Raw genomic sequence first — 16,834 nt, 5'->3', positions numbered from 1 at the left:
CCTGGGAGCAGTTCGTGTGTTGGCCAGAGATGGTCTGGAGTCCGGGTGCTAGGCCACGGCCGGGGCGATCTGGTCCGCGTCGAGGATCGTGTACGAGTACCCCTGCTCCGCGAGGAACCGCTGCCGGTTCTGCGCGAAGTCCTGGTCGACCGTGTCCCGCGTGACGAGCGTGTAGAACGACGCCGGGACGCCGTCCTTGTTCGGGCGGAGGAGGCGGCCGAGCCGCTGTGCTTCTTCTTGGCGGGACCCGAACGAGCCCGACACCTGGATCGCCACGGTCGCGTCCGGCAGGTCGACCGAGAAGTTCGCGACCTTGGACACCACGAGCACGTCGATCGAGCCCTCGCGGAACGCCTGGTACAACCGCTCCCGTTCCTCGACCGGCGTCGCGCCCGTGATCTCGGCGGCGTCCAGGGAGGCCGCGAGCTCGTCGAGCTGGTCGATGTACTGGCCGATCACCAGGATCTGCTCACCGTGGTGCTTCTCGATGAGGTCCCGCACGACCGGGGTCTTGGCCGGTGAGGTCGCCGCGAGCCGGTACCGCTCGTCGTCGCTCGACGCCGCGTACTCCAGCCGGTCTTCGTGTGCGAGGTCGATCCGGACCTCGTAGCACTCGGCGGGGGAGATGTAGCCCTGGGCCTCGATCTCCTTCCACGGTGCGTCGTAGCGCTTCGGCCCGATCAGGGAGAACACGTCCCCTTCGCGGCCGTCCTCGCGCACGAGCGTCGCGGTGAGCCCGAGGCGACGACGTGCCTGGAGGTCTGCGGTCAGCTTGAACACCGGGGCGGGGAGCAGGTGCACCTCGTCGTAGACCACGAGCCCCCCAGTCGAGGGCGTCGAGCAGCGACAGGTGCGTGTACGCGCCCTTCCGTCGGGCGGTGAGGATCTGGTAGGTCGCGATCGTGACCGGCCGGATCTCCTTGACGCTGCCGGAGTACTCTCCGATCTCGTCCTCGGTGAGGGTCGTCCGCTTGAGCAGCTCGGTCCGCCACTGCCGGGCGGAGACGGTGTTCGTGACGAGGATGAGTGTCGTCGCCTTCACGGTCGCCATCGCTCCGGCACCGACCAGCGTCTTGCCGGCACCACAGGGCAGCACGACGACGCCGGACCCCTGCTGGAAGAAGCTGTCCACGGCGTCGTGCTGGTACGGCCGGAGGTCCCAGTCCGAGGTGTCGAGGTCGATGTCGTGCGGCTGACCGGGCGTGTAACCGGCGAGGTCCTCGGCGGGCCACCCGATCTTCACGAGCTCCTGCTTGACCTGCCCGCGGGCCCAGGCCTGCAGCTCGACGGCCGTGTCCGAGCGGCGCTCACCGAGGAGCGGCTGGATGCGCTTGGACCGGGTGACCTCGGCCAGGAGCGCGGGGTCCGACGCGGTCAGCACGAGAGCGGGCTGCTGCTCGAGCTCCTCGGTCGGGGAGTTCGCGATGACGGGGGCGTCCTCGCGCTCCTCGCGCCGGATCACCAGACGGCCGTACCGGGAGACGGTGTCCTCGATGTCGACCGTGACGCTCTGCGGCACCGGGAACTTGGCGAACCGTTCGAGGGTGTCGACCATGGACGCGGCGTCGTGTCCGGCCGCCCGGGCGTTCCAGAGGCCGAGCCGCGTGATGCGGTACGTGTGCACGTGCTCGGGTGCCCGCTCGAGCTCGGCGAACACCGCGAGCGCGTGGCGGGCGTCCTCGGCGTCGGGGTGCGCGACCTCGAGCAGCACGGTGCGGTCACTCTGCACGATCAGCGGTCCGTTCATGACGGGTCAGCCTAGGCGGCGCAGCTGGTGCGTCGCCCGGTTGTCCACAGGACGGCCGTCAGGCATCGCTCTCGATCGTGACCACGAGGGAGAGCGGGAGGGTCCGCTCGACGTCGACCGCGGTGTCCTTCCCCCCGCACCCGACCGGCCGCGACCGACGTCGGGACGATCGAGAACGGCTTCTCCGACCCGTCCGGCATCCGGACGGTCACGCGGATCGGGGTCCGGCCGCGCACGGCCATGTCGATCTGGCGGGCCATCCACTCCTGCTCCGGCTCCGCGTCGCCGCGTTCCGTCGTCAGTCGCAGTCGCTCCACCAGGGCGCGGGCCGCCTGCTCCGGTGAGCGGCTCGGCGTCCGCCGTCGGACGGGAGGCCCGGATCGCGTCTCCGGGCGGGCGTCGGCTGCGAGCACGGCCGGGTAGCGCTGGTCCTCGAGTGCACTGGCCACGACGTGCGGCGGGTACTTCGTCACGAGGGTCGTGAGGTCGGGTCGCTCCCACGCCAGCTGCCGGAGCTCGGCGTCGACCCCGACGAGGTCGAGCTGCTCGGGCGTCCCGTGCACGACCGACCCGAGGTCGCCCTCGCCACGACCGACGACGACACTGCCGTCCCGGGTCGCGACCTGGTCGATGAGGTACGTGAGGGGCTGCGGGACGTCCGTGGCGCCGAGCCGGGTGAAGAGCGCCACGACCTCGTCGCGGGTCCGTCCGGCCCGGAGCGCCCGGCGGAGCGAGTCCTCGGACACCCGGTACCGAGCGGCGAGCCCCGGTGCCTCGAGATCGGCGACGGCACGGAGGTCGTCGTCGTCGGCGGGCGACAGCGGACCCGGCGCGATGACCGTCAGGTCCGGCTGGAGGTACACGCCGTCGACCGTCCCCGGCAGGTCGGCGACGGCCGCGGCCAGGGCGGCGTCGCGGTCGTCGCCGAGCAGTGCGTGCCCGGTGGACGTCAGGCGCCCGGCCACCGCGAGCCCGAGGACACCCGCGGCGCCGGCCGCGTCGAGCAGGGCCGCGTCGAGCCAGCGCGAGCCGGCCGGGTACGCCCACCGGCCCAGCGTCACGAGGTCGGTGAGGTCGTCGTCCGCGAGCGTGAGGACCTCGACCACGGCGGGGGCGAGGGCGTCGCGCCAGTCGTGCACGAGCGATGCCCACCGCTCCGGCCACGTGGCGTGCAGCCAGGTCCGGCCGCGGTCCGAGACCGTCCAGGACCCGTCCACGGGGTGGGCGGCACCGATCCGGTCGAGCAGGGCGAGGCGGTCCGCGACCACGGCGGCGTCGGCCCCCCGTGCGTTCGGCGAGCTGTCGGGCGAGGGGCGCTCCGATCCCGCCCTTCGCGAGCTCGCGGACGGCGCCGTCGTCGGCCGCGCGGAGGAGCTCCGCGAGCACCGTGAGCGTCTCGAACGCGTGCTCCGCTCCGGTCGCGCGGGCGCGGGCGTCGTCGGTGCCGCCGTCGGCACCCTGCTGGGCGGCGGCTGCGGGGCGGACCGGAGCCGGGCCTCCCGGGCCGTCGGGGACGAGGTCCGGGCGGGCCGCGAGCCGGGAGGTGACCGCGTCGTCGACGGCGCCGTCACGGCCGACGAGCCCGAGTGCGACGGCCGGCGCGAGGTCCTCGGCGGGGCCCCCCGTCGCGGAGTGCGACGAGCGTGCGGCGCGGGAGCCGTTCGACGGCGGCGTCCACCGCGTCGTCGGTGCGGAGCGCCTCGGCGAGGTCGAAGAAGTCCGCGATGTGCTGCGGTCCGGACTCGCCGAGCGCGGCGGTGGGGAGGGCGCGCGCGAGCACGAGCTGCTCGAGTGCGTCGTCGGGGAGCTCGCGCAGGCGTGCGGCGAGGTCCGTCGTGGTCGTCATCGTCCTCGGCTGGCGTCCGTGGCGGACGTCAGCGGGCCTCTGCGCGGTGCTGCCGGGCCTTGCGGGTCCAGGTGAGGGCCAGGAGCGCCAGCATGAGGACGAAGGCGACCGGAGGGCCGAAGTAGACGACGCCGAGGGCGACCGGCCAGATGCCGTCCCCGGGGATCTGCTTCATCGTCAGCCACCCGGTGATCATGACGATGAAGCTCGCCAGGATGAGGAGGACGATCCCACCGACCATGAACGCGAGTGTGCGTTCGGTACGATTGGACGTCGCCGGGGGTTCCGCAGCAGTGCGGGGGTCCCCGGTGGATCGGGTCGGCTTGGCCATCGGCCCAGGATATCCGACGCACCGCGGCCGTCCATGTATCGAGGAGTCCCAGCATGCCCACCGGCAAGGTCAAGTTCTACGACGACCAGAAGGGCTTCGGCTTCATCACCGGAGACGACGGCGACCAGGTCTTCCTGCACGCCTCCTCCCTGCCCGACGGTGTGGCCACGGTGAAGGCCGGCACCAAGCTCGAGTACGGCGTGGTGCAGGGCAAGAAGGGTTCGCAGGCGCTGACCGTGCGGATCCTCGAAGCGCCGGCGTCGCTCTCCAAGATGACCCGTCGCTCCGCCGACGACATGGCCGTCATCGTCGAGGACCTGGTGAAGGAACTCGACCGCATCAGCGGTGACCTCAAGCGGGGCCGCTACCCGAAGAACGGTGAGCGGATCGCCACCATCCTGCGACACGTCGCCGACCAGTTGGACGCGTGAACATGACCACCGACCTCACCGAGCTCGCCCGCGGCGCACTGCTCGAGATCACCCCCCGAAGCCACCGTCGGGAGCCCCGTCGGCACCGTCGAGGAGGGCGACGGCGTCGTCTCCGTCCTCTTCGCCAACCGCATGCCGGGGTACCCGGGGTGGCGCTGGACCGTCAGCATCGCCCAGGTCGAGGGTGACGAGCCCACCGTGCTCGAGGTCGAACTGATGCCGGGTGACGGCTCGTTGCTCGCGCCGGAGTGGGTGCCGTGGTCGGAGCGACTGGCCGAGTACCGGGCCGCGCAGGACGACGAGGAGTCGGACGAGGACGAGGAGTCGGACGAGGACGAGGACGACTTCGACGACGATGCGGACGAGGACGACGACGAGTCGGACGACGATGACGAGTCCGACGACGACGACGAGTCCGACGACGACGACGAGTCGGACGACGACTCGGATGACGACGACGACGAGGAGTCGGACGATGACGAGCCCGTCGCCCCGCCCGCCCGCACCCGTGGTCGTCGCCGCACCCGCCGCGTCCGTCCCGTCGACCCGGACGACGACCTGGACCTGGACCAGCTCGACGCCGGCGAGACCGACCCCGGCTTCCACCGGTCCTGACCCGTCGGTCCACCTCACGCAACGAGGGCGGTGTCGCGCAACGGAACACCGTTGCGTGACACCGCCCTCGTTGCGTCTCGCGGCGGCGGGGTCAGCTCGCCAGGGCAGCCACCACGTGGTCGATCGCCCGCGAGAGCTTGCTGACGTCGTCGGGGTCGATCGCCGTGAAGGTCGCGACACGGAGCTGGTTCCGGCCGAGCTTCCGGTACGGCTCCGTGTCGACGATGCCGTTCTGCCGGAGCGTCGCGGCCACGGCCTTGGCGTCGATCGAGTCGTCGAGGTCGATCGTCACGACGACCTGCGACCGGTGCGCCGGGTCGGTGACGAACGGCGTCGCGTAGTCGGAGGCCTCGGCCCAGTCGTAGAGCGTCGAGGACGACGTCTTCGTGCGGCCGTCGGCCCACGCCAGACCACCGGACTGGTTGATCCACCGCACCTGGTCGTCGAGGAGCAGCAGGGTCGTGATCGCCGGGGTGTTCAGCGTCTGGTCCAACCGGGAGTTGTCCACGGCGTTCTTCAGCGACAGGAACTCCGGGATGTAGCGGTCGGACGCGGCGATCCGCTCGACACGCTCGATCGCCGCGGGGGGAGAACAGCGCGAGCCAGAGCCCGCCGTCCGAAGCGAAGTTCTTCTGCGGGGCGAAGTAGTAGACGTCGGTCTGGTCGACGTCGAACGCGGCACCACCGGCAGCGCTCGTGGCGTCGACGACGGTCAGTGCGCCGGGGTCGCCCGCGGCCCGCACGACCGGGGTCATGACGCCGGTCGAGGTCTCGTTGTGCGGGTAGGCGTAGACGTCGACACCCTCGACGATCTCGAGTTCGGCGCGGGACCCGCCCGGGGCCTCCACGACGTGCGGTGCCTCGAGCCACGGGGCGGCGGCGGCCTTGGCGAACTTCGACCCGAACTCACCGAAGGACAGGTTCTCCGCCCGGCGCTCGATGAGACCGAAGGCGGCGGCGTCCCAGAACGCGGTCGACCCGCCGTTGCCGAGCACGACCTCGTAGCCGTCCGGCACCTGGAACAGGTCGGCGAGGCCCTGCCGGACGGAGCCGACCAGGTCCTTGACGGGCTTCTGGCGGTGCGAGGTCCCGAGGACGGTCGCTCCGCGGGTGACGAGGGTCTCGAGCTGCGCTCCGCGGATCTTCGACGGACCACATCCGAAGCGGCCGTCGGTGGGGAGGAGGTCGGCTGGGATGACGATGTCTGCCATGGGCCGATCCTACCGACGGCCCTGCGGTCGCCCCCATGGACCGGCCGGACGGGGCGGGGCCGGGACGGGCCTCCCGGCCGGCGTCCGCGCAGAGCGCACGGTGTCGGTCCCGGTGCGTCGGCGCCAGCAAGTAGTGTGGGTCGGGCTGGGTCCACATCAGGAGAGGCGGAGGCGTGACCGATCTCGTCGACACCACGGAGATGTACCTCCGCACCATCCTCGACCTCGAAGAAGAGGGCATCGTCCCGCTGCGCGCCCGGATCTCGGAGCGCCTCGGGCACTCGGGCCCCACGGTCTCGCAGACCATCGCCCGCATGGAGCGGGACGGCCTCGTCGTCGTCTCGGGCGACCGGCACCTCGAACTCACCGACACCGGTCGGTCCCGCGCCACGCACGTGATGCGCAAGCACCGTCTGGCCGAGCGGCTCCTGGCCGACGTGATCGGCCTCGACTGGGCCTTCGTCCACGACGAGGCCTGTCGGTGGGAGCACGTGATGAGCGAGCAGGTGGAGGTCCGCCTGCTCGAGATGCTCGGGAACCCGACGGAGTCCCCGTACGGCAACCCGATCCCCGGCCTCGCGGAAATCGGGGGGACCCACGGCGGCCGGCTTCCTCGACGGGGTGCGCAACATCGTGGTGGCCACCGACGACACCGACGCGATCGCGACCGGCGTCATCCGCCGTCTGGGCGAGCCGGTGCAGTTCGAGCCGGAGCTGCTGCACCAGCTCCGCGCCGCCGGGGTCATGCCCGGACGCACGGCCAGCGTGCAGCGCGCGGGCGCCTACGTGGCGGTCCGCGTCGACGGCGAGGACGCCGGGATCGAGCTGCCGACCGAGGTCGCGCAGCACGTCTACATCAGCACCGACTGACGTCTCCTCGCCCGCCGCACCCAGGGGCAGGAACGGTCTGCCCTGTCCGGGCGTGCCCGTCCGTTCCCTGGACGCCCGTCGGACGCGGGTCATCGTCGGCGAGGACGTGCCGACGGCAGGACCGGACGGGCGGCGGGTGAAGGACGTGGTGGGCTCGCTCGAGATCAGCGGCAGGGACGACGTGCTCTGAGCGCCGTGCTCCGGCGATCGGAGCGGCGGTCCTGCTCACCGGCACACCGGTGAGCAGGACTGCGTCGCGGGGGGAACTGCAACGCCGACCGGGGGGAGGCACAGTGACGGACATCGAGTTCGACGCAGGCGACGCGAAGGCGGTCGCACTGGGGTCCGCCGGCCTGTCGAACGCGGTCGACTCGGCCGGCAAGGTGCACGCCGAGCACGTCTACGTCGGCCAGGCACGGAACGTCCTCCCCGACGAGGCCGGACAGGGCGACCACCTCGCAGCGCTGGGACGCACGGCACCCGGGCACCACGTGGATCCGTTCCGAGAGGCCTTCGGTGCGACGGTCTTCGGGACGGACTCGAACCCCGCCGACGCGGCGGACCGGAAGCCGGTCCTCGACCACGACCCGCTCACCGGTGACAGGTCCGGCTACCTGGACGCCGACACCGAGTCCGTGTACAACGTGGGGCGGGTCACGACGGGGCACGAGGACGATGCGACCGCGTACCACCCGGAACCACCGACGAAGCGAGACCAGGACCTGATCGACGGGAAGCCCTGGTGGATGGCGGGACGATGACGACGACGACCACCGCACGATGGACCACGGCGAGGCGTGCCGTCGCGGGCGTCCTCGTCATGACGGCCACCACCACCGTGCTCGCAGGCTGTGTCCTGCGGGGACCCGACACCGCAGCACCAGGACGAACGGAGCCGACCGTGGACGCCGACACCGCGAAGCAGCAGATGATCGAAGCCGTCGACGACGCCACCGAGCGACTCGGTGGGGAGTGGAAGGCGCGCACCGGCCCGGACTACCCGGAAGACTGCGAACTCGAGGACGGCACGGGAGGGGCGCAGTGGCGCTACCTGACCGGGAGCACGCTCGAGGGGTCGCCCGACGAGGACGCCACGCGCATGGAGGAGCACTGGAAGTCCCAGGGGATGCAGGTAGTCCGCCGCGAGTCGAGCGACGGTCCGGCGGTCATCGGCAGCGGTGGCGGGAAGATCGCGTCGATCAGCGCGTACGCGTACCCCGGGAACTACACCGTGCAGGCGGTCTCGCTGTGCTTCCCCGGCAACGCCGACGACATCGCCGAGGACCTCTCCGGCGAGTGACCTGTCGCCCGCCGGCACAGCCCGGGCCAGGCGCCGCGTCGGGGTGCATCGGAGCCCGCACTCCGGGGTACCTGCATCCCGTCCTCGTTCGCTGCGATCGCTCGGTGCAGGTGCCGGGCGTCACAGCACGAGGGTCCGTTGATGGACCGGGATCGCCGCGGTGAGCTCGCGCCTGGGTCCTCGTGGTGGGCGAACCATAGGGGGGGTACGGCCGCGGGGGGACAAGACCTGAGTGGACGTACAAGAAGCAGCAGGCCATCGTGGTGACCAAATCATACGCTCTGACCAGGGGTTCTTCCCCTATCCGTTACCAGGTCACGGTTTCGTCTCGACATGTCCGCGGTGCGCCCGTACACTCGTCGAGTCCCGCGAGCAGCGATCTCGGGACCCGTGGCAGGACGTCTCGTGACCCGTCTCCTGCCTCGATCGGAAACGATGACGAACGGATGGGGTTGCACGCGACCGTCCTCGACCGGGCGCGTGTCACGAGGCGCCGGAGACCCACTTGACCTACACCGGAACCGCCGCGGACGACCCGACCGCGAACCCGACGACCACCGGTGACACCGTCGCAGCTCCCCTGACCCGCAGGGCAGCACGCGAAGCAGCCGAGCGTGCCGCACGTCGCCCGCTCGCCCGCACGGCGTCCGCCCCGACCGCACCCCGCACGAGCGCAGCCCGTCCGGCAGCCGCCCGGACGCCCGCCACCCGCGCTGCCGCGACCCGTGACGGCCGCGCCCTCGGCGTCACCCGCGCGGCCGCTCCGTCAGCGTCGTCCCGGAAGCGCCGGTTCATGGCTCCCGTCGTCCTGGCCGTCGCGGCGGGGATGTTCGGCACGATGGCCGTCCCGGCCGCCTTCGCGACCACCTCCACGTCGCAGGCCGGAGCCGCGCAGACCGACGCGGCCTCCGACCTCACGGTGCAGGCGCAGCAGTTCGACGTGTCCGCCGCGGCCGGCGCAGCCGACACCTCGCGCGACGGCTTCAGCGCCACCTCGACCGCGACCCTCGAGGCGCAGGCCGCCGCGAAGGCAGCGGCGAAGGCCGCCGCCGAGCTCGAGGCCGCTCGTGCCGCGAAGGCAGCGGAGTACGCCTACGACGGCAAGACGGCCGAGGACTACCTCGCCGACGACTCGACCGGAGCGGCCACGACCGCCTCGGCCGCGGACGCCGCCGCGACGAGTGCGGCCCCCGCCGCGGGGACCCCGTTCTCGCTGCCGGCCGTCGTCGCCACGGCGAAGCAGTACATCGGGACGCCCTACGTGTTCGGTGGCGCCACCCCCCGCCGGGTTCGACTGCTCGGGCTACGTCATGTACGTCTACGCGCAGCACGGCATCAGCCTCGCCCACTCGGTCACGCTGCAGGACCAGGTCGGCACCACGATCCCCGAGTCGGAAGCGCAGCCGGGCGACGTGGTCGTCTTCAACGACGACTCGCACGACGGCTTCTACATGGGCAACGGCATGATCATGGACGCCCCGAAGCCCGGCGGCTCCGTCTCGATCCGCCCGATCTGGTCGAGCAATTACCACATCGTCCGCTTCGGGATCTGACACCCCGGACGACACCCTGCGGGCGCGCATGTGAACAGCGTCCGAACCGGCCCCGCACCCCTCGTGCGGGGCCGGTTTCTGGGTTAGCCTGCACGCATCGGATCGCCTCGACCCGAACGGGAGACCACATGTCGACGTCACGCACGACCCGCACCATGGGTCGGCGCGCGCATGTCGACATACGGACGACCACAGCCTGCGAGCCGCAACTCGCGCGCGACTGACCGGAGCACCGCCCTGACGGGTGGTGCTCTTCGTGTATCCGGCCCGCCACGACGGTGGGACCGCCCCGCTCCGGCAGGACGGCCCGCTCCGACCGGGTGGGCCGGCCGGACCCGCCCTCGGGCCCGGAGGCCGTGACCACCCGCTCGACGCCGACCGACCCGGTGCCCGCACCGCCTGGAAGCCGTCCAGGCACGTCGGAAGGGAACCCATGCGCACTCTCGTCCTCAACGCCGGTTACGAGCCCCTCGCGGTGATCTCGTTCCGTCGAGCCCTGGTCCTCGTCATGAACCAGAAGGCCTCCGTCGTCGCCGCCGACACCCTGCACCCCGTCACCGGTGCCGCCGTCAGCTACGACCGTCCGTCCGTCATCATCCTGACCCGGTACGTGCGCATCCCGCAGTCCCGGCTGATCCCGGTGTCCCGGCGCGGTGTGCTCCGCCGAGACGCCAACCGGTGCGCCTACTGCGGCCGGAACGCGACCACGATCGACCACGTCCAGCCGAAGTCCCGTGGCGGTCGAGACTCGTGGGAGAACCTCGTCGCCTGCTGCCTCGCCTGCAACAACGTCAAGGGCGACCGCACCCCGCGCGAGATGGGGTGGACGCTGCGGTTCCCGCCGAAGGCCCCGCACGGTTCGGCCTGGGTCGTCCGCGGCATCGAGCGGCCGCAGCCGGACTGGGACGAGTACCTGGTCGCCGCGTAGGCGGGGCCGGACGGGAGGCCCCGGGTGCGCCCGCCCCACGCCTCTCGTCCGGCGCGTCCCGGCTCCCGCTAGAGTGGTCGGGCCGGCCTCTGTAGCTCAATGGAAGAGCAGTTCCGTCCTAAGGAAAGGGTTGGGGGGTTCGAGTCCCTCCAGGGGCACCTCGGTGGTCCGTCCGGTCCCGTCCTCAGGAAAGGGTTGGGGGGTTCGAGTCCCTCCAGGGGCACCTCGGTGGTCCGTCCGGTCCCGTCCTCAGGAAAGGGTTGAGGGTTCGAGTCCCTCCAGGGGCACCTCGGTGGTCCGTCCGGTCCCGTCCTCAGGAAAGGGTTGAGGGTTCGAGTCCCTCCAGGGGCACCTCGGTGGTCCGTCCGGTCCCGTCCTCAGGAAAGGGTTGAGGGTTCGAGTCCCTCCAGGGGCACCTCGGTGGTCCGTCCGGTCCCGTCCTCAGGAAAGGGTTGAGGGTTCGAGTCCCTCCAGGGGCACCTCGGTGGTCCGTCCGGTCCCGTCCTCAGGAAAGGGTTGAGGGTTCGAGTCCCTCCAGGGGCACTTCGGTGGTCCGTCCGGTCCCGTCCTCAGGAACGGGTTGGGGGGTTCGAGTCCCTCCAGGGGCACCTCGGTGGTCCGTCCGGTCCCGTCCTCAGGAACGCGAACCAGCCCGGGTGTTCGTCGGCGCGACCGCCAGGACGACGAGCACGATCGCGATCACGCCCAGTCCGGCCCACCCGACCGCGGTGAGCCGCTCGCCGACCACCAGCACCGCGAGCACGGCAGCGACCGCCGGTTCGGTGAGGGTGACGGTGGTGGCGGTGCTCGCCGGGATCCTCGCGAGGCCGTACCCGAACAGCAGGTACCCGAGGAACATCGGCACGATCGCCATGTACACGCCGACCGCGGCGTTCTGCGGCGACGCGAGCAGGGGCGCTCCGGTGACGGCGAGCACCGGCATGAGGAGCAGCCCACCGCCGCCGAACACGGCGCCCATCGCGGCCGCGCGGGGGGACGCCGTCGACCATGAGCCGACGTGACGCCCACGAGTAGACCGCGTACGTGGCCCCGGCCACGAGACCGAGCACGACCCCGAGGACCGTTGACCCGGGCGACCCGACGCCGGCCGAGTCCGCCGACCCCGCCAGGCTGGACAGGCAGAGCAGCACGCTCCCGACGACACCGAGCGCCGCGGCGAGCACCCACCACCGGCTGAGCGGCCGCCGGTCGACGACCCGCTCCAGGACCCCGGACGCCAGGGGAGCGGACGCCAACGACACCACGGAGCCGACGGCCACCCCGGCGGTGTGCATCGAGCTGTAGAACGCGAGCGGGTACACCGCGACGGCGACCGCGCCGACGAGGACGAGTGCGCGGCTCCGCACGAGCAATGGAGCAGCCGCTCGGAGGGCCCGCGCGCCGACGACCGCCTGCAGGATCCCGCCGACGCCGAGCGCCGCGGCACCGATCGCGAGCGGGCCGACGTCGGGCGCGAAGGTCGCGGCGGTGCCGGTGGTGCCCCAGAGCAAGGCGGTGACGGTGACGGCGAGCAGTCCGGCGCGGCGCTCGTCCCTCACGATCGACCTCCGTCGTCTCCGGTGCAGGTGCGGCTCCGACCGGTGTGGCCGCCACTCTAGTGAGCACCTCCACGGTGTCCGTGCGCCCGGCGCGGCTCGGGCGGATACTGGGTGCGTGCGAGAACTCCAAGCCGCCATCGCCGCGGACCTCAACGTCCAGCCGACCATCGACCCGGAGCAGGAGATCGCCCGACGCGTGGGCTTCCTGCGTGACTACCTGCTGACCACCGGCGCGAACGGCTACGTCCTCGCCGTCAGCGGCGGACAGGACTCCACGCTCGCCGGCCGCCTGACGCAGCTCGCGGTCGAGTCGCTCCGCTCCGAGGGGCACGCCGCCGAGTTCGTCACCGTGCGGATGCCCTACCGGGTGCAGGCCGACGAGGACGACGCGCAGCTCGCCCTGCAGTTCATCGCCGCGGACCCCGGCATCGTCGTGAACATCGAGCACGGGGTGGACGGCGTGGTGCAGGACACCGCGGAGGCCGGCGTCGCCCTGAGCGACTTCGTGAAGGGCAACGTGAAGGCCCGCATGCGCATGGTCGCGCAGTACGCCGTCGCCGGGCAGCGCGGGCTCCTGGTCGTCGGCACCGACCACGCGGCCGAGGCCGTGACCGGCTTCTTCACGAAGTACGGCGACGGCGGCGTCGACCTCACGCCGCTGACCGGTCTGACGAAGAGCCAGGGGCGCCAGCTGCTCGAGCACCTCGGTGCGCCGGCCCGCCTGTACGAGAAGGCGCCGACCGCGGACCTGCTCGACGACCTGCCCGGCCAGACCGACGAGGCGAACCTCGGCCTCACCTACGCCGAGCTCGACGCCTACCTGCAGGGACACGACGTCCCGGTCGAGGTCGCCGAGGCGATCGAGGCGCGGTACCGCGCGACCGAGCACAAGCGCCAGGTACCCGCGTCGCCGTTCGACGAGTGGTGGCGTCGCTGACGTCACTCCGGGGCCCGGGGACACACGGGAGGCCCGTCACCAGCTGGTGACGGGCCTCCCGTGTGTCCGTGGTCCGGAGTCAGGCGGAGTGGCGGCCGTCCTGGTCGTCGCGCCCGATGTCCTGTCGCCCGATGTCCTGTCGCCCGATGTCGTGGGGCCCGGCGTCCTCGCGCTCCTCGGTGAGGCGCTCCTGCCAGACGATGCTCCGCGCGGCGCCCTCGAGGACGTCGTCGACGCTGTTGCCGGCCCGGGCGGCGAGCGCGCCACTGAGCCCGGCGGTCAGGGTCCCGCCGGCCTGCGCGAGCCGCTCCACGACCTCCTCCTGGCGCTCGGTCAGGGGGGACGTCCACGAGTTCGTCGACGGTCTCGCGGATGTTCGCCTCGCTTGCGTCCATCGCGGCTTCGTCGCCGGACTGCAGCGCGGCGGCCTCACCGACCACGACGAGGCCGAGCCGTGCTGCGTCCTGCTCCGGGCGACGGGTGTCGTTCGCATCAGTCATGTCGTGGACCGTACGCCGGCCGCCTGCGCGCGTTCCGGACTTCCGGGGCACAGGACGACGGGAGGCCCGGTACCAGCTGGTACCGGGCCTCCCGTCGTGTGGTCAGCGCGTCAGCGCAGGGTGCGCCGTCAGCGGCGGTTGGCACCCCGACCCGCGAAGCGCGTGTAGAGGAACAGCACGATGACGGCACCGATGATCGACCCGATGATGCCGGCCGGCTGGAAGAAGCCGTCCTGCGGGTCGTGCTGGAAGATCAGGAACCCGAGCAGACCACCGACGAACGAGCCGACGATCCCGAGGACGATGGTCATCAGGATGGACATGTGCTGCTTGCCGGGGATGATGAGGCGGGCGAGGGCGCCGGCGATGAGCCCGACGATGATGAGGCTGATGATGAGACCGATCACGGTGTCCTCCTTGTTCTGCGGCCGGTCCGAGGCCTCGGCGGTGCACCGAGCTCAGGGCCGACGCCCGAGTGAACACGCCTCCGGCTCAGCACGTTCCCAGGTTCGTCGGACGGACGGTCAGACCACGCCCGACGACTCCAGCTCCGCCTGCAGCTCGGCGTCGGACGGCTCGACGAAGTGCTTGCCGTCCGGCAGCACCACGACGGGGATGTTCTTCCGGCCACTGATCGCCTGCGCGCGGTCGGCGGCGGACAGGTCGGCCTCGACGTCCACGTACTCGTAGTCCACGCCCAGTCGGTCCAGCAGCGCCTTGGAGCGGCGGCAGTCGCGGCACCAGTCCGCGCCGAACACGGTGACCTTGTCGAACGTCTCATCGGTCATGCGGGGGGACTACGCGAACCGCGTCATCCGTATTCCCGGAGACCCTCGGCATGCGGCGCGGAGCACGATGAGGCACATGACGCTCGAGACCGCGCACGTCGGCGCCCACCCCCCACCACCGGCACGGCTGGTGGTGGAAGACCCTCCTCAGCGGGTTCCTGCTGTGGGTCGTGACGATCATCGTCACCGTCGCCACGCAGAACACGAACCTGGTGCCGACCATCATCCTGCTCGGCAGCTTCCTCGTGCCCTTCACCGTGGTGCTGTTCGTCATCGAACGCGTCACCGGCACGGTGAGCACGATGCAGCTGGTCACGGCGTTCTTCGTCGGCGGGGTCCTCGGGGTGCTCGGGGCGTCCCTGCTCGAGTCCGACCTGCGCCCCGGGGCGACCCTGTACCTGCTCGTCGGCTTCGCCGAGGAACTCGTGAAGGGCCTGCTGCTGGTCGTGGTCGGCTGGCGGGTCCGACCGAAGACGGCACGGCAGGGCGCACTGCTCGGGGCGACGGTGGGTGCCGGGTTCTCGGCGTTCGAGTCGGCCGGGTACGCGTTCAACGCGGCGATCACCACCCGCGGCATCGACCTCGTGTCGCTCCTGCAGACCGAGGTGGCCCGCGCCGTGCTCTCGCCGGTGGGGCACGTGCTGTGGACGGCGATCCTCGGGGCGGTGCTCTTCGGGGCGGCGCACGGTCGTCCCCGGTTCCGGTGGACGTGGTCGGTGCTGGTCGCCTACGTCGTGGTGTCGGTGCTGCACGGGCTGTGGGACTCGAACTCGACGATCTCGACCCTGCTCGCGTTCGTGATCACCGGGACGCCGTTCTCGGCGGCGCAGGACGGGACCGTGCCCCCCGCGCTCGCCGGTGTCGTGACGACGCTGTACGTCGCCGGCCTCGCCGTCGTGAGCGTGATCGGCGTCGCCGTCCTGGTCGGGGTGCTCCTGCACCACCGACGGCTGACGCGACGGATCGAGGCGCAGCAGGTGCCGGCCGTCGGTTCGTGGCAGGTCCCCGCCGGACCGTGGGGTGTCCCCGACGACGGTGCCGAGCAGGTCTGGCACCGGACGCCGCCGCCGCACGTGCTCTGACCGTGCGGGCCCGGCGCGCCCGTGCGCCACGGCCAGCCTCGACCGCCGGCACCGCCGGCACCGCCGGGCCACCGGCCCGCCCTACGATGTCCCCATGCCGCGCGCCGACCCGACCCGCGCCGACCCCGCAACGTCGGCCTGGGCGTCCGCCGCGGTCCGGCACACCGCCCGCGTGACGAACACACTCCTCGCCGCCCGGCGCTTCCGCGTCGTCGGCGGTGATCCCCCGGGACGCCGCCGCCCTGCACGCATCGCTCGTCGGGCTCGGAGCCCGACCCGCGGACGCCGGTGACGGCGCGGCCGTCGACCAGCTCTGGTGTCTCGGCACGCCCGAACAGAGCGCCGCCGCCGTGGAGGACGCCACCGCGGACCGTCCCCGCGGCGCGCTGCTGCTCGTGGTCGATGCCGGCCGCCACGTCCCCGCCGTCGACGAGGACGCCTTCGGCCCGACCGTGCTCGCCCGCCCCGGCGTCCTCGGCGTGCCGACGCTCTCCGACGACGTGTTCCTCGTGTCGACCGGCCGCGAGCCCGAGGGCGACCCTGCCGCCGAGGCCCGCATCCGCTGGGCCCGCCGCTCCATGCCGGTGTCCCGTGCCGTCGCCGACGAGCTCCGGCAGGGCGGCCTGCTCCGGGGCACCCGCGTCGGGGTGAGCCTGTTCCTCGAGCCGAAGACCGCCGTGCTGTCCCTCCTGCTGCAGGACGCCGGCGCCGAGGTGGTCGTCTACGCACATGCGGACGAGACGGACGACGCCGTCGCCGCGGTCCTCCGCCGGGCCGGCGTCCCCGTGCACGCGAGCAGCACCGCGACCGTGGCGGAACAGCGCGCGCTCGCGCTCGCGATGCTCGACACCCGGCCGCACGTGCTCGTCGACGACGGGTCGCACGTCATCCGGCTCGTGCACCAGGAGCGCCCCGACCTGCTGCCGACGATGCTCGGAGCCGCCGAGGAGACCACGAGCGGCCTCCGCCCGCTGCGCGTGATGGCGGCCCGCGGCCAGCTCGGGATCCCGGTCGTCGCGGTGAACGACGCCCGCACCAAGACGTTCTTCGACAACCGGTACGGCACGGGGCAGTCGACGGTGTTCGCGACACTCGACCTGGTCGACGCGCTCGACCCCGGCGTCCGGCCCGACCTG

Annotated in this window: 18 protein-coding genes, 1 tRNA gene and 5 pseudogenes; 13 read left to right on the top strand and 11 right to left on the bottom strand. The window is 72.1% G+C overall.

Going from position 1 to position 16,834, the window contains the following annotated elements:
- Window positions 1-48: 48 nt before the first annotated feature.
- The 4 genes and pseudogenes from DEJ15_RS16930 to DEJ15_RS16915 all read right to left on the bottom strand — a co-directional run bounded on the left by DEJ15_RS16930 (window position 49) and on the right by DEJ15_RS16915 (window position 3,834).
- A pseudogene (locus DEJ15_RS16930) lies at window positions 49-1,747 on the bottom strand (DNA repair helicase XPB).
- 11 nt (window positions 1,748-1,758) lie between these two features.
- Window positions 1,759-3,015: a helicase-associated domain-containing protein gene (locus DEJ15_RS16925; RefSeq protein ID WP_284175319.1), complete on the bottom strand. Its 1,257-nt coding sequence runs from the start codon at window positions 3,013-3,015 to the stop codon at window positions 1,759-1,761.
- A gap of 299 nt (window positions 3,016-3,314) precedes the next feature.
- Window positions 3,315-3,593: a hypothetical protein gene (locus DEJ15_RS16920; RefSeq protein ID WP_284175318.1), complete on the bottom strand. Its 279-nt coding sequence runs from the start codon at window positions 3,591-3,593 to the stop codon at window positions 3,315-3,317.
- A 28-nt stretch (window positions 3,594-3,621) separates the two neighbouring features.
- Entirely contained in the window at window positions 3,622-3,834 is a 213-nt protein-coding gene (locus DEJ15_RS16915) for a hypothetical protein (protein ID WP_110824087.1), read from the bottom strand.
- Window positions 3,835-3,977: 143 nt separating this feature from the next.
- On the opposite strand from DEJ15_RS16915, the gene DEJ15_RS16910 reads away from it, so the two are divergent.
- The gene (locus DEJ15_RS16910; protein ID WP_110824086.1) at window positions 3,978-4,355 is read left to right on the top strand and encodes a cold-shock protein; all 378 of its coding nucleotides are present in this window, start codon (window positions 3,978-3,980) and stop codon (window positions 4,353-4,355) included.
- 132 nt (window positions 4,356-4,487) lie between these two features.
- A complete protein-coding gene (locus tag DEJ15_RS16905; protein ID WP_284175317.1) occupies window positions 4,488-4,970 on the top strand; it encodes a DUF3027 domain-containing protein in 483 nt (160 codons plus the stop codon).
- A gap of 91 nt (window positions 4,971-5,061) precedes the next feature.
- On the opposite strand, the pseudogene serC reads toward DEJ15_RS16905, so the two are convergent.
- Window positions 5,062-6,181 (bottom strand): annotated as a pseudogene (serC, locus tag DEJ15_RS16900) (phosphoserine transaminase).
- A 173-nt stretch (window positions 6,182-6,354) separates the two neighbouring features.
- Between serC and DEJ15_RS16895 the strand changes: the two are divergent.
- The 4 genes and pseudogenes from DEJ15_RS16895 (at window position 6,355) to DEJ15_RS16880 (ending at window position 8,351) form a co-directional block, all read left to right on the top strand.
- Window positions 6,355-7,051: pseudogene (locus DEJ15_RS16895) on the top strand (iron-dependent transcriptional repressor DtxR).
- A 52-nt stretch (window positions 7,052-7,103) separates the two neighbouring features.
- Complete coding sequence (locus tag DEJ15_RS16890) at window positions 7,104-7,241, top strand: hypothetical protein (RefSeq protein WP_181419630.1); 138 nt, start codon at window positions 7,104-7,106, stop codon at window positions 7,239-7,241.
- Between the two features lie 103 nt (window positions 7,242-7,344).
- Window positions 7,345-7,812, top strand: coding sequence for a hypothetical protein (locus DEJ15_RS16885; protein ID WP_110824082.1), 468 nt, complete (start codon window positions 7,345-7,347; stop codon window positions 7,810-7,812).
- Window positions 7,809-8,351 (top strand): hypothetical protein, encoded by a 543-nt coding sequence (locus DEJ15_RS16880; RefSeq protein ID WP_110824081.1) that lies wholly within the window; start codon window positions 7,809-7,811, stop codon window positions 8,349-8,351. The genes DEJ15_RS16885 and DEJ15_RS16880 overlap by 4 nt, the downstream gene beginning before the upstream one ends.
- A gap of 1,116 nt (window positions 8,352-9,467) precedes the next feature.
- Here DEJ15_RS16880 and DEJ15_RS16875 read toward each other — a convergent pair.
- Window positions 9,468-9,599 (bottom strand): hypothetical protein, encoded by a 132-nt coding sequence (locus tag DEJ15_RS16875; protein ID WP_284175316.1) that lies wholly within the window; start codon window positions 9,597-9,599, stop codon window positions 9,468-9,470.
- Window positions 9,600-9,619: 20 nt separating this feature from the next.
- On the opposite strand from DEJ15_RS16875, the gene DEJ15_RS16870 reads away from it, so the two are divergent.
- The 3 genes from DEJ15_RS16870 (at window position 9,620) to DEJ15_RS16860 (ending at window position 10,990) form a co-directional block, all read left to right on the top strand.
- The gene (locus tag DEJ15_RS16870) at window positions 9,620-9,904 is read left to right on the top strand and encodes a C40 family peptidase (protein ID WP_284175315.1); all 285 of its coding nucleotides are present in this window, start codon (window positions 9,620-9,622) and stop codon (window positions 9,902-9,904) included.
- Window positions 9,905-10,337: 433 nt separating this feature from the next.
- On the top strand, window positions 10,338-10,832 hold the full coding sequence (locus DEJ15_RS16865; protein ID WP_110824428.1) for an HNH endonuclease: 495 nt from the start codon (window positions 10,338-10,340) through the stop codon (window positions 10,830-10,832).
- Between the two features lie 85 nt (window positions 10,833-10,917).
- Window positions 10,918-10,990: transfer RNA gene (locus tag DEJ15_RS16860), tRNA-Arg, on the top strand.
- Between the two features lie 476 nt (window positions 10,991-11,466).
- On the opposite strand, the gene DEJ15_RS19820 is transcribed toward DEJ15_RS16860, so the two are convergent.
- Together DEJ15_RS19820 and DEJ15_RS19815 are read right to left on the bottom strand one after the other, a co-directional pair.
- Window positions 11,467-11,811 carry a DMT family transporter gene (locus DEJ15_RS19820; RefSeq protein ID WP_502866129.1) on the bottom strand — a complete coding sequence of 115 codons (345 nt, stop codon included), beginning with the start codon at window positions 11,809-11,811 and terminating at the stop codon, window positions 11,467-11,469.
- Between the two features lie 223 nt (window positions 11,812-12,034).
- A pseudogene (locus DEJ15_RS19815) lies at window positions 12,035-12,529 on the bottom strand (hypothetical protein); the annotation flags it as partial.
- Here DEJ15_RS19815 and nadE point away from each other — a divergent pair.
- Window positions 12,507-13,328: an NAD(+) synthase gene (gene nadE, locus DEJ15_RS16850; RefSeq protein ID WP_110824078.1), complete on the top strand. Its 822-nt coding sequence runs from the start codon at window positions 12,507-12,509 to the stop codon at window positions 13,326-13,328. The pseudogene DEJ15_RS19815 and the gene nadE sit on opposite strands and share 23 nt — an antisense overlap.
- Before the next feature lie 79 nt (window positions 13,329-13,407).
- Here nadE and DEJ15_RS16845 read toward each other — a convergent pair whose 3' ends face one another.
- The 3 genes from DEJ15_RS16845 to DEJ15_RS16835 form a co-directional block, all read right to left on the bottom strand.
- Window positions 13,408-13,641, bottom strand: coding sequence for a hypothetical protein (locus DEJ15_RS16845; RefSeq protein ID WP_284175314.1), 234 nt, complete (start codon window positions 13,639-13,641; stop codon window positions 13,408-13,410).
- A 315-nt stretch (window positions 13,642-13,956) separates the two neighbouring features.
- Entirely contained in the window at window positions 13,957-14,235 is a 279-nt protein-coding gene (locus tag DEJ15_RS16840) for a GlsB/YeaQ/YmgE family stress response membrane protein (RefSeq protein ID WP_110824076.1), read from the bottom strand.
- A 117-nt stretch (window positions 14,236-14,352) separates the two neighbouring features.
- The gene (locus tag DEJ15_RS16835; RefSeq protein ID WP_110824075.1) at window positions 14,353-14,616 is read right to left on the bottom strand and encodes a glutaredoxin family protein; all 264 of its coding nucleotides are present in this window, start codon (window positions 14,614-14,616) and stop codon (window positions 14,353-14,355) included.
- A 170-nt stretch (window positions 14,617-14,786) separates the two neighbouring features.
- Here DEJ15_RS16835 and DEJ15_RS16830 point away from each other — a divergent pair, with 170 nt between their 5' ends.
- From DEJ15_RS16830 to DEJ15_RS19145, 3 genes and pseudogenes are all read left to right on the top strand, one after another.
- A complete protein-coding gene (locus DEJ15_RS16830; protein WP_284175313.1) occupies window positions 14,787-15,698 on the top strand; it encodes a PrsW family glutamic-type intramembrane protease in 912 nt (303 codons plus the stop codon).
- Window positions 15,699-15,792: 94 nt separating this feature from the next.
- Complete coding sequence (locus DEJ15_RS16825; protein ID WP_284175312.1) at window positions 15,793-15,990, top strand: hypothetical protein; 198 nt, start codon at window positions 15,793-15,795, stop codon at window positions 15,988-15,990.
- Window positions 15,917-16,591 (top strand): annotated as a pseudogene (locus DEJ15_RS19145) (adenosylhomocysteinase); the annotation flags it as partial. The gene DEJ15_RS16825 and the pseudogene DEJ15_RS19145, both read left to right, overlap by 74 nt.
- Window positions 16,592-16,834 lie beyond the last annotated feature (243 nt).

Origin of the sequence: Curtobacterium sp. MCJR17_043 (assembly GCF_003224315.2) — a bacterium.
In the GTDB taxonomy this organism is placed as follows: Bacteria; Actinomycetota; Actinomycetes; order Actinomycetales; family Microbacteriaceae; genus Curtobacterium.
This window is presented reverse-complemented; position numbering and strand designations above follow the sequence as displayed.

Excerpts from the sequence above, each read along its gene's own strand:
- DEJ15_RS16825 (WP_284175312.1), top strand. The coding sequence starts at position 15,793 with ATGCCGCGCGCCGACCCGACCCGCGCCGACCCCGCAACGTCGGCCTGG.
- DEJ15_RS16915 (WP_110824087.1), bottom strand. The coding sequence starts at position 3,834 with ATGGTCGGTGGGATCGTCCTCCTCATCCTGGCGAGCTTCATCGTCATG.
- DEJ15_RS16920 (WP_284175318.1), bottom strand. The coding sequence starts at position 3,593 with ATGACGACCACGACGGACCTCGCCGCACGCCTGCGCGAGCTCCCCGAC.
- DEJ15_RS16880 (WP_110824081.1), top strand. The coding sequence starts at position 7,809 with ATGACGACGACGACCACCGCACGATGGACCACGGCGAGGCGTGCCGTC.
- DEJ15_RS19820 (WP_502866129.1), bottom strand. The coding sequence starts at position 11,811 with ATGGGCGCCGTGTTCGGCGGCGGTGGGCTGCTCCTCATGCCGGTGCTC.
- DEJ15_RS16865 (WP_110824428.1), top strand. The coding sequence starts at position 10,338 with ATGCGCACTCTCGTCCTCAACGCCGGTTACGAGCCCCTCGCGGTGATC.
- DEJ15_RS16875 (WP_284175316.1), bottom strand. The coding sequence starts at position 9,599 with ATGTACTGCTTCGCCGTGGCGACGACGGCCGGCAGCGAGAACGGGGTC.
- DEJ15_RS16905 (WP_284175317.1), top strand. The coding sequence starts at position 4,488 with ATGCCGGGGTACCCGGGGTGGCGCTGGACCGTCAGCATCGCCCAGGTC.
- DEJ15_RS16835 (WP_110824075.1), bottom strand. The coding sequence starts at position 14,616 with ATGACCGATGAGACGTTCGACAAGGTCACCGTGTTCGGCGCGGACTGG.
- DEJ15_RS16910 (WP_110824086.1), top strand. The coding sequence starts at position 3,978 with ATGCCCACCGGCAAGGTCAAGTTCTACGACGACCAGAAGGGCTTCGGC.